At 58.3% G+C, this 11,609-nt stretch carries 3 protein-coding genes, 1 pseudogene and 1 CRISPR repeat array; of the genes and pseudogenes, 1 reads left to right on the forward strand and 3 read right to left on the reverse strand.

From position 1 onward, the window contains the following. Positions 1-58 precede the first annotated feature (58 nt). A CRISPR array of direct repeats spans positions 59-2,909; the repeat unit is 36 nt; unit sequence GTTCCCCCTTCGGGGGGATCCCTAGAAATTGGAAAC. A gap of 440 nt (positions 2,910-3,349) precedes the next feature. Next, positions 3,350-4,003, reverse strand: a pseudogene (locus tag ACVWYY_RS11370) (metallophosphoesterase family protein); the annotation flags it as partial. A gap of 114 nt (positions 4,004-4,117) precedes the next feature. Between ACVWYY_RS11370 and upp the strand changes: the two are divergent. Beyond that, positions 4,118-4,753: a uracil phosphoribosyltransferase gene (gene upp / locus ACVWYY_RS11375; RefSeq protein WP_414329961.1), complete on the forward strand. Its 636-nt coding sequence runs from the start codon at positions 4,118-4,120 to the stop codon at positions 4,751-4,753. 66 nt (positions 4,754-4,819) lie between these two features. Here upp and ACVWYY_RS11380 read toward each other — a convergent pair whose 3' ends face one another. Together ACVWYY_RS11380 and ACVWYY_RS11385 are read right to left on the reverse strand one after the other, a co-directional pair. Continuing rightward, on the reverse strand, positions 4,820-6,013 hold the full coding sequence (locus ACVWYY_RS11380) for an RNA-guided endonuclease InsQ/TnpB family protein (protein WP_457440600.1): 1,194 nt from the start codon (positions 6,011-6,013) through the stop codon (positions 4,820-4,822). Between the two features lie 108 nt (positions 6,014-6,121). Further along, on the reverse strand, positions 6,122-11,587 hold the full coding sequence (locus ACVWYY_RS11385) for a response regulator (protein WP_457440602.1): 5,466 nt from the start codon (positions 11,585-11,587) through the stop codon (positions 6,122-6,124). Positions 11,588-11,609 lie beyond the last annotated feature (22 nt).

Genomic DNA, 11,609 nt, shown 5'->3' on the forward strand with positions numbered 1-11,609 from the left:
GGATCCCTAGAAATTGGAAACTTAACACGCTCTTGGTTGCGGATTAACCCATCTTGGAGTTCCCCCTTCGGGGGGATCCCTAGAAATTGGAAACTACCTGATCTAGTAGGCAGCTTGATAGTCGCTCTTTTGTTCCCCCTTCGGGGGGATCCCTAGAAATTGGAAACTGTCTGCTCCTCTCCCTTATCGGGAAATAAAGAACAGTTCCCCCTTCGGGGGGATCCCTAGAAATTGGAAACAACACACGACTTAGTGGTCTAGTCATAGTAAACCTCCTGTTCCCCCTTCGGGGGGATCCCTAGAAATTGGAAACAACAACAGTGAGTTTCCTAGTCACTGTATCGTTCGATCTCGTTCCCCCTTCGGGGGGATCCCTAGAAATTGGAAACTCACCCTCCTTCTCCTCCAGTACGAGCCAGCCTTCCTGTTCCCCCTTCGGGGGGATCCCTAGAAATTGGAAACAACAAGCCTGCCTTGTTAACGGGAAACATTTCTTCGTGTTCCCCCTTCGGGGGGATCCCTAGAAATTGGAAACTGCCAGTGGGGCTAAACCCGGCAGTGCGACCACTACCGTTCCCCCTTCGGGGGGATCCCTAGAAATTGGAAACATAAAAGAACACCCAGGAATAGTCCTGGGTGCTGGAGGTTCCCCCTTCGGGGGGATCCCTAGAAATTGGAAACGATAAGGGAGGTAGTTATGAATCCGATGAAATTCTGGTTCCCCCTTCGGGGGGATCCCTAGAAATTGGAAACAAGAGTTTGAGGGTTCCTCAAGTATGCTGGGTAGATGTTCCCCCTTCGGGGGGATCCCTAGAAATTGGAAACAGCCAACTCCACCCGGAGTGGCGTACCAATCTAAGTTATGTTCCCCCTTCGGGGGGATCCCTAGAAATTGGAAACGCGAATTTGAACACGTTCATAATGACCTCCCTTTATGTTCCCCCTTCGGGGGGATCCCTAGAAATTGGAAACAATTGCGCTGGCCAAAACCTGGTTGTCGCCAGGTTGTGTTCCCCCTTCGGGGGGATCCCTAGAAATTGGAAACAAGGTGGAGGGGGCCTTCTTGTCCTACCAGTGGGGTGGGTTCCCCCTTCGGGGGGATCCCTAGAAATTGGAAACTTCGGGGAGTACTACGATAGCTACCTAGTGTATAACTAGGGTTCCCCCTTCGGGGGGATCCCTAGAAATTGGAAACAACACGACTGGCAAGCCCTGGAGATCGCCTGCCGGAAGTTCCCCCTTCGGGGGGATCCCTAGAAATTGGAAACTGGTGCCCCGGACGTAACCTCCCACTGCGAAATATGGGTGTTCCCCCTTCGGGGGGATCCCTAGAAATTGGAAACCGGAACCGTCCAGCACTGGGGCTCTTACCCTCGTGGTGTTCCCCCTTCGGGGGGATCCCTAGAAATTGGAAACTGCCTTCAGGGTACGCACCTGTCGAGCAAATCTACCGCGTTCCCCCTTCGGGGGGATCCCTAGAAATTGGAAACTGGCGGAGTGACGTTGCGGGTGGTGGCCCGTGACATCTCGTTCCCCCTTCGGGGGGATCCCTAGAAATTGGAAACTTTTTGACGACAGCTTTTCGCTGCGCCATTTCCTCTGTTCCCCCTTCGGGGGGATCCCTAGAAATTGGAAACATTGACTGGGCCGTCCTATCCGGTTCCAGCCGGTCTCTAAAGTTCCCCCTTCGGGGGGATCCCTAGAAATTGGAAACTTTTTATTATAGCCCGTGGTGCTGGGCTATGCAACTTGTGGTTCCCCCTTCGGGGGGATCCCTAGAAATTGGAAACCCACGACTACTGCTGGATCCCTGGCGCAGCCAAGGCTGATGTTCCCCCTTCGGGGGGATCCCTAGAAATTGGAAACATGCCGCACCACTGCTTCGCCGTAGTTCCCAGGGATCGTTCCCCCTTCGGGGGGATCCCTAGAAATTGGAAACCTGAAATTGGCCTCACACAGCCGGACTTATGTATAAGTGCTTGTTCCCCCTTCGGGGGGATCCCTAGAAATTGGAAACCGGAGGTTTATTTAATGGGGTCTCCGATTATGTCGCGAGTTCCCCCTTCGGGGGGATCCCTAGAAATTGGAAACCGAACAAATCGGCCAGCATCTAGCCAGCTCACTTTTGTTCCCCCTTCGGGGGGATCCCTAGAAATTGGAAACTGGGGGACTAGTCTTCTTCGTCGTCTAGTTCACAGGCCAGTTCCCCCTTCGGGGGGATCCCTAGAAATTGGAAACTCCTCGAGGACTCCAGTTTAACTTTAAAGACTATAGTGAGTTCCCCCTTCGGGGGGATCCCTAGAAATTGGAAACCACAGCCGGAGTAGCCATATTCAGTTTTTCGTTCATGTTCCCCCTTCGGGGGGATCCCTAGAAATTGGAAACAAACTGGTGGAGAATATGTTCTCCTCGGCCCTGTTACGTTCCCCCTTCGGGGGGATCCCTAGAAATTGGAAACTCTGATTCCAGACGATAAACCCATCTTCGTCCACCGCAAGTTCCCCCTTCGGGGGGATCCCTAGAAATTGGAAACGACCAAGTTTCTTTCAACTTATTTCGAATTCGGTCGGCTGTTCCCCCTTCGGGGGGATCCCTAGAAATTGGAAACGGGTGCACCTCCTTTTTGAGGACTTCGACAATGTTGCTTTTCGTTCCCCCTTCGGGGGGATCCCTAGAAATTGGAAACACCTCAGTGGAGCGTCCACTGAGTAGCGGAATCAACCGTTCCCCCTTCGGGGGGATCCCTAGAAATTGGAAACATCTGCTAATCCATCATTGTCTTGTCTAGAGCGTTTATTTGGTTCCCCCTTCGGGGGGATCCCTAGAAATTGGAAACAAGATTACCTGTATGTGTAGGATGTAGGTATCTGCAGGTTCCCCCTTCGGGGGGATCCTTAGAAACTGGAAAAGAGAAAATCGAAGTCAAACGAAACTGGGCCTGGTTATCAGGCGGGCAGCGAAAACAACGGCTGAAACGCTCCAGAAATCGGCCTGCTGGCTGGGGAAAGTCGGGGAAAGTGAGGTCTGGATCCCCGGCAGCCACCGCTGCCCAAAAGTAGCGCAATTGTGGGGCCAAGGCTTGTGCCTGTTCCAAAGGCAAATTCAGCGGTGCGGAGGTTAAAAACTTAACCACCGCTGGTTCGCTGCGCTGGGCCATCCACTCCCGGGAGAACGCTTGCAAATCGGGCCAATCGGGCAGAGATCCCACCCGGTAGCTCTGGATATGGACTTGGATTCCGGTCTCTCGATCCGACCGGAGCTCGACAAGGCGGTAGGGGTGGGGAAAGCTGACCAAAGAGCCGGTGGTAATGTCGTAAACCCCCCCTCGTCGGGCGATGTGCTGGATGTGCAGATGTCCGGTGAACACCAGTTGCACCCCATAAGCTTGCAGCAGCCGCCGCAACTGAGAGGCATTCTCCAGCATGTAGCGACGCCCCCAGGGATGGAGAGACTGGCCGCGCAGATGCTCGACCACATTATGGTGCACCATCAGCAGCACCAGCTCTTCCTCGGCTGCCGCCAATTCTTTCTCCAGCCAGGTCAGTTGTTCTGGGGTTAGACACCCCACCAATTGACCCTGAGCATCAAAATGGTTGGAATTGAGGCCGATCAAACGGATCCCTGGCCGCAGAACCCGGCTGTAATCCAAAGACTGCCCATCCTCGTAGCCAAAAGCTCGGTAGTAGCGGGGAAAATCCGCCAAACCAATAGAGCGCCCGCTGGCCTCGGGCTGGGGCACATCGTGGTTGCCGGGCACCACAAAAGCCGGAAAGGGCAGTCGAGCCAGCCGCTCTGCCAGCCATGCATGGTTTTCCGGCTCCCCATGCTGGGTCAGATCCCCCGGCAACAGCAGAAAATCCAGAGGCAACTGCACCAGATGCTGCAAAACCTGTTCCAGAGCCGGGATGCTCACCTCTACCAGGTGAAATCGGCTGGGGTGATCCCAAAGGGTGGAAGGGAGGGCGACGTGGGGATCGCTCACCACAGCAAAGCGGATCTGCACGGATTACTCCCCTTGACAACAGCAAGCAGACAAAGCCTTCGGCCCACCGGGGGGGCAAGCGCTTCTGCTATTCTGGCATCCATCACGGGATCCCGATTATCTCAGGAGCACAGCATGGTGGCCCAGGTGATTACCATCGATCACCCTCTGGTGCAGCACAAGCTCAGCCTCATGCGCCGTGTTGAAACTACAACCGCCGACTTCCGAGCGCTGATGCGGGAGATCAGCCTCTTGATGGCCTACGAGGTGACCCGCGATCTGCCCCTCAAGCTACAGCCCATTCAAACCCCGATGGCCCCAATGTTGGCGCCGATGTTGGCGGCAGAGAAAAAGTTGGTGCTTGTCTCCATCCTGCGGGCCGGCCAAGGGCTCCTCGACGGCATGCTGGAGCTGATCCCATCAGCACGGGTGGGGCATATCGGCCTATATCGGGATCCCCATACCCTGATCCCCATCGAGTACTACTTCAAGGTGCCCACCGATATCGAAGATCGTGAGGTGCTGGTGGTGGATCCAATGTTGGCCACCGGCCATTCGGCAGCAGCGGCTGTAGCGCGCCTACGCCAAACCCGACCCCAGTCGATCCGCTTCATCTGCCTGGTGGCCGCCCCAGAAGGGATCCGGTATTTCCACGAACAGAACCCAGATGTGCCAATCTATACCGCTGCTGTAGACGATGGCCTAGACGAGCACGGCTACATCCTCCCCGGCCTAGGAGATGCAGGGGATCGCCTGTTCGGCACCCGCTGATGGGAGAGTGCCATGCCTACAGCACCCTATGTTGCTGCGCCACAGTAAACTACCCGGCTCCGACCGCTAAGCGGTACGGAGCGGGCTTTCAGTAGCCCTGAGCCCGCTCTGCTCTACCAGAGAACAAAACAAGCCCGAACCTCTAGGCTGGTTTACGACAGCCCCCAAAAGCGCAATCACATTCGCACCATTCAAATCCGCATCCCCTTCCCATCCACAGTGCCCACACTTAAACTGCTTCCCATTGCGGTAGGATTGCGCAGGGTCGGGATGAATGTGCAAACACCGGTGGCAGGTCTGCGACGTGTAGGCAGGCGGAACCAGCACCACAGGTACTCCGGCGATGGCAGCCTTGTAGACCACAAACATCCTAAGCTGGTAGAACGCCCAACTGTTGGCCCTGTGCCGCTCAGCTTTGCTGCGTGGCTGTTGATTGACCCTTTCTCGGATCCCTGTCAGGTCTTCCAGGGCAATAGCGCTGTTGGTAGCCTTTGCCCTAGAGACAATAGCTTTGGAGATGCGATGATTGACCCACGCCTGAAAGCGCCTCTCCTTGCCAGACAGCCGTTGCAACAGTTCTCTGCATCTGCGCCGCGAACTGCGTGTGCCCTTACTGGCTTTGCGTTGGAGTACCGCCCTCAACCGGGAGTAGTGGTCTCGGACTCTGCTCAACTGCTGTCCATTCCAGTGATCTCCTTCCGATGTATGAGCAATATCCGTCCTTCCCAAGTCCACCCCGATCACCTTGTCGGTATCTTGTTGCTTGGGTGGTTTTTTCTCTACGCAAATCTGGATGTAGTAGGAGCCATCTTTGCGCTTGACCAGGGTGGCAGATTTGGGGTTGGAACCAGCCAGCATCCCACGCTGGTAGTTGCCAATGGCCAGTTCAAAGCGTTCTCTCCCTTCCACCGTGGTCAGCGACACCGTCCAGTCTTTTTGACGGAACGAAAAGATACGGGCGTCGTAGGTAACAAAGCCGCTCTTAAACTCCTTGACGGGACGCTTTTTCTGCTTAGCCACTTTGCGGGAACCCGCTACCCGTCTGCACACCTGTTGAGCCAAGTTACTGGACAAGCCAAACCGGGCTCGAATCTCGTAGTAGCAAAGGGATTGGAGTTTGACTGCGTTGACTACTTTTTCTGGTGTGTTTTGGTTGACCCAGTTCAATGCCTGTACAAAGGCATCCATCGTCGCGTCCAATTTGGCGGCTTGCGACGGGGACACCTTGAGCTTACAGGATATGGTCAGGACTTGGCTCATGAGTTCATTGTACTTCATCAAAGCGCATTCCTCCCGGCACTGACCCTACGGGTACAGTGCGGGGCTCCTGCGATTTCTAGCTGAACGGGAACCGCACCGCTGTCGCGATTAGGAAGTTGGGTTGGGCGCCAACAACTGTTCTCCCCTCAACATGCGGGCAGCAGCGCTGAGCAGCTCCTCTTCCAGATAGGGCTTGGTGAAGTAGGCAGTTGCTCCCAGCTCCCGTGCTGTTTGCCGGTGCCGTTCTGCCCCCCGCGAGGTGAGCATGGCAACCGGGAGATGCTTGAAGTTGCTGTCTTCCCGCAGGCGGGTGAGCAGTTCTAGGCCGTCCATCCGCGGCATCTCGATGTCGCAGAAGATGAGGTCGCAGGGCAGGCCGCCGCGCAGCTTTTCCCAGGCATCCTGGCCATCCCGCGCCTGTTCCACCCGGTAGCCCACCTTCTGGAAAGACATCGAGAGCAGCTCCCGAACGGTGATCGAGTCGTCCACGATCAACACGGTGGTCTGGCGCACCTCTTCTGGGGTTGGCTCCTCATCCCGGTGATCCAGCCAGAAGCGGTTGAGATCCCGACGGCGACCGTGGGCTATGTCCACCAGCTCGATGATGTCGGCAATCGGCAGCACCCGCCCGTTCCCCAACACCGTTGCCCCAGAAATGCCCAGTGGCTTGGGCACAGGCCCGCGCAGTTGCTTGATCACGATTTCCTGCTCTTCCACGAAGCTGTCCACCTGCAGGGCAACATACTGGCCGGCACTTTGCAGGATGACAATGGGAATAATGCCCTCATCCTGGGTGATGCTGTACACCTCGGAACGGCTGCGGCTGTGGCTGCAGCTGTAGGCCAGCAGATTTGAGAGGGGCTGGAAGGGAAGGCGCTGATCCCGCCAGAGAATCGAGGGCCGCCCCTGCTCATCCGGCTGAACTTCGTCGGCAGGAACATCCAGCATCTCCTCCACGCCATCCAGGGGGAAGGCGATCAGGGCTTTGTCGCTGACACACACCATGGCCTTGGAAATGCTCAGGGTGAGGGGGAGGCGGATGGTAAAGGTGGTTCCTTTGCCCCGCGCAGAATCCACTTGAATGCTGCCGCGCAGATCGGTGATGTTGCGGCGCACCACATCCAAGCCAACCCCCCGCCCGGCCAGATCGTCCACCTCGCTGGCCTCGCGAACGCTGAAGCCAGGGTGGAAGAGAACGTTGAACACTTCGTCTTCATCGGCTTGCTCCGACAGCAGCCCCAGCCTTTGGGCCTTGGCCTTGACCTTCTCCACCGGGATCCCGGCGCCGTCGTCCGAGACGATGATGATGGTTTGGTTGCCCTGATAGAAGGCCTTGACGGTGATCTTGCCCTCAGGGGGCTTGCCCGCCCGCCGCCGCTCCTCAGGGGTCTCGATCCCGTGTACCAGGGCGTTGTTCACCAGGTGGGTCATGGGGTCATAGAGCTCCTCCAGGATGGCCTTGTCGATGAGCGTGTCACGGCCTTCCACCACCAGGCTGGCCTGCTTGCCCGTTTTGATGGAGAGATCCCGAATGGCGCGGGGCAAGCGGTCGGCAACTTGCGAGAAGGGCACCATGCGCGCCCGGTTCAGGCCCTCTTGCAGTTGGGTGGTTACCTGCCGGAATTGGCGGGTGATCTGCTCGGCCTCATCCACGGCAAACTCGATGTCGGAGGAGGACTCGCGCACCCGCACGATGAGCTCAATGATCTCCTGGGCCAGAGCGTGGAAGGCCGTAAACTGATCCATCTCCAGCTTGTCGAACTCTTGGCCGGAGGAATGACTCCGCCTTCCTCGGCTGGATCCCTCCCCATTTCGACCGAAGCCCACCGTTACCGTGCCGCCATAGGCTGAGCTGCTGCGGCTGGAGAACAAAGCCGATTCCAGCAAGGAGCGGTCATACTGATCCCGCATGCGCTGGCCCAGATCCCCTAGCTGTTGCACACGGCCCAACAGGCCATCCAGAAACTGGCGCAGACGGGTTTGGTTTTGCTCCATGCTGTTGCGGATGACCACCAACTCTCCCACTAGGTTGTTGATGGAGTCGAGGTGGCGCACCTCCACCCGCATCACAGGGTTGCTGAGGGCAGCAGTTCGCCGTGAAGTCGGCCCAGTTGCCGCCGGGGCAGCTGCTGCTGGGGTGGGGGTTGCTGGAGCAGCAGCAGCAACTGGCGGCGAAGGTGCTGGCGCCGCAGCAGGTGCTTGGGCAGGAACCTCGAGATCGCCCAGGAGCGATTCCAGCTGGGCTGCAAAGTCGTCAGCAGCCTCGCCGCTCGCGGCTGCAGGGGATCCCACAAGGGGGGCGATAGCCTTTTCTAGCTCAGGGGTTACCGCCGGCTCGGCAGCGTCGAAGAGGGCGGCCAAATCGTCCAAACGGGGAGCCGGAGCAGCTTCCAGCGCCTCTTCCTCTGGGGTCTCGGCCTCGCCAACAGGAACGGCTAAGGATTCATCCTCTGCAAACAGGCTGGCCAACTGGCTTTCCAGATCGTCCTCCGCAGGCTGGAGGGCATTTTCTTCCTCCAGTGCGGCAACCGGCGGCTCTGGCTCAGACACGGGCACTTCCGCCAGGCTGCTCGCTTGCAAAGCTTCTGTGTCCTCCAGGAAGGTGGCAAGATCCAAGGGGGGTTCTTCTTGGGGCGCTTCCCCTTCTGCAAAGAACTGGCTCAACTCATCCAGATCCACCTGGCTGTCGCTATCCATGGCCGAGAGGGATCCCCTGGCCCCCAGGCTCAGTTCTTCTGGGTCGGATTCCTGGGTGAATAGGGCATCGAGACGGTCGAAGGAGAGCTCGGGGGAAGGGGCGACTGCCTCCTCAGCCGTGGGTTGCAGGTCTGCGAAAGACTCCTCCTGAACCGGGAACAGCTCCTCCAGAAGCGCCCACGCCTGGGCTTCTGCTGTGTCCCCAGCTGCTGATTGGGTCAGGGGGATGGAGTCCCCATCGGACGCCTCCTCGAGGGTCTCGCCGGCGAAGAGATCCCCTAGGCTCAGCTCGGCTCCGAAGTCTGGAATTGGCGATTCCCTCGGCTCATTGGCCATGTCGGGTAGAGAGGCAAGCTCGTCCAACGTGGGGAAGGGTTCGCCGATAAAGAGATCCCCCAGTTGCTCAGCTTCGGCAGCATCAGCCTCAGCGATGTCCAGGGATGGGCCAAAAGAGGGATCCAAAAATACGGAAGGTTCACTTGCTTCCGGCATCGACCAAGCCGGATCGGCTTCTGCCGCAGGGGTGGAAAAAAAGCTCTCCAGGCTGTCTTCGGCAGTATCGAAGGCAGCAGAGTCAGCGGACTCTAAGGATCCCACCTCGTCGGATCCCGACTCTGCCAGATAATCTGCTGGGATGGAAAAATCCTCTAGCTGGATATCCGCGGAAAATTCAGCCCAGAGATCTGCTGCGATTTCCCTGTCCTCAAGGGCTTCCTGAAGGGGTGGGGACGGTTCAGCCGCCCAAGGATCGGCCTCCGGCTCACCAGCGGGAACGGCCTCCAAGTCAGGAAGCTGAGACCCTTCCTGCCGGAAAGCACTCTCTACGGGAAGTTCCTCCAGCTCAAATAGGGCCTCTACCCCGGCACTTGCGGCTTCGTCTGGGACAAAGCCGGATCCCTCGCCCATTTCCGCAGCAACGCTCTGGGCAGTCGGCTCCTGTTCAGCATCCCAGGCAGGCTCAGCAGAGACAAACCCCTCTGCCCCTTCACCCACCACTTCGGCAAACAGCTCCGCCAGATCGGCCTCAGCTCTCTCCTCGTCCAACCTTGGGCTCAGATCCTCAAAGGTCTGCAAGAGGGGCTCAGGAGAGGAGGGGATCAGCTCCGTTGGGAATTCTTCAATATCGGATAGCGCTTCTGCGTTGGCAAACAGCTCGTCAAAGGCTGAGGTGGCTTCTTCCTCCAGATCCAAGGGAGTGGCATAGAGCTCCGCTCCGCTAACGCGACCGAAGTCGTCCGCAACAGAGGCCAAGTCAGCTCCCTGCCCGTCCTCTTCTGGGCTTTCTGCCGGCACGGCAGCTGTCCTCCAGTCTTCCTCCCAAGCCGCTTCGGCTCGGATCCCTGGCCAACTCAGATCCAGATCCCCCTCTTCCGCGGGAGCAGATCGGTGCTCTGAATCTGTTCCCGCCAGCGGGACGGAGTCCTCAGCAGTGCCCACTTCCCATAGGGATGAGAGCTGTTCCGCCGCCAGATCTCCGCTTGCCTCTGCGCTCTCCTGCTCCGGCGACAGGGCAGCTCCGGGCTCATCCTCTTGAAAGGATGTCTCAGCGAGGGTTACCGCTTCCCAGCTCAGATCGGGGGTAGCGCCTTCCTCCGCAGGGATCCCAGCAGCCACAGCCCAATCCTCGGAGGCACCCTCCTCGGGTTGGGGGAACAGCGGCTCTGCCTCAGACTCCCAAGCCAGACCAAGCTCGAAGGGCTCGCAGACTTCTGGCTCTTCAGGGGCTGCCGGAACAGGGCGGAAAGCCAGCAGCTCAGCCGAGGGCTGAATGGTGTTTGCCGCTCCATTGGCCAGAGCCTGGTGGGCTTGCTTCAGATCTCGCAGCACCGGCAGGGCCAACTGCCGCAAATCCTGGCCGGGATCCGCCAAAATCTCGCCCACCAAGCGGGTCAAGTCTGTCCAGCCTCCCAGTTCCAGAGCCGAAGATTGCCCCAAATCCTGCAAAGATTGCGCCAACGCTTGCAGGGCCGGTCGAGTGGCTGGGTCGTCGGGACGTTTGAAGAGTTCCAACATCTGGCGCAACAAGGCCGGGATCTGCTGATGCACCACCACCTCAAGGGGATCCGGCGGGGCAGGAGGGGCGGCAGGGCGAGCCAATTGTTGCAATTCTGAAGAAGGGGCAACCTGCTCAGGCTTGCCGGCCAAGATAAGCTGCTGCCCTTGCTTCAAATCCCGCAAGGCAACCAAAGCCAAAGTTCGCAGGTCGGCATCGGGGTTGCCCAGGGCTTGCTCGAAGGTTTCCGTCAACTGTTGCCAGCCCGCCAGATGATGGACTTGCCCGATCTCCTTGAGAACGGCGTTCGCCGCCACCAAACGCTCTCGGACATCTGCCTGATCCCGTTGTTTAAACAGCTCCAGCATCTGGCGCAACTGCTGCGGCACCACCTCCGCCATGTCCTGCTGCAGGGTGCGAACCGCCGGCGGCGAGACGGGAGCTGAGACAGGGCCCTCGCCGAGAAGATTTTGAATGTGCCTTTCGGTCTCTTGAAAAACCGGCTCCAATTCCGCCAGGGTGGTGTTGCTGACTTCCTGGGTGAGGCCGCGGGGGCTCTGCAGCTCCTCCAACAACATCGAAAGCCCATCAAAGGCCCGCAGCAGCAGGGTTTCCAGGTGCTGATCGACGGGCACTCCGCCTGGGCGAGAGCGAAAGATGTTGAAAAAATCTTCCATGCGGTGGGCCGTCCGTTGGATGCTGGTGAGGCCCAGCATGGCAGCTCCCCCCTTGATGGAGTGAGCAGCTCGGAACAGCTCATTGATCAGCTCGGGATCGCTCATGCTGTCCCGCAGGCTGAGGAGCACTTGTTCAATCGTTGCCAAGTGGTCGCGGGCTTCTTCGATGAAATAACTGAGGATCCGCTTCTGTGCTTCTTCATTCATGGCAGGAGGCCCTTCCTACAGC

The sequence above is a fragment of the Thermostichus sp. MS-CIW-34 genome (genome assembly GCF_054060435.1).

Coding starts and splice junctions, on each gene's coding strand:
- upp (WP_414329961.1), top strand. CDS start 4,118: ATGGTGGCCCAGGTGATTACCATCGATCACCCTCTGGTGCAGCACAAG.
- ACVWYY_RS11380 (WP_457440600.1), bottom strand. CDS start 6,013: ATGAGCCAAGTCCTGACCATATCCTGTAAGCTCAAGGTGTCCCCGTCG.
- ACVWYY_RS11385 (WP_457440602.1), bottom strand. CDS start 11,587: ATGAATGAAGAAGCACAGAAGCGGATCCTCAGTTATTTCATCGAAGAA.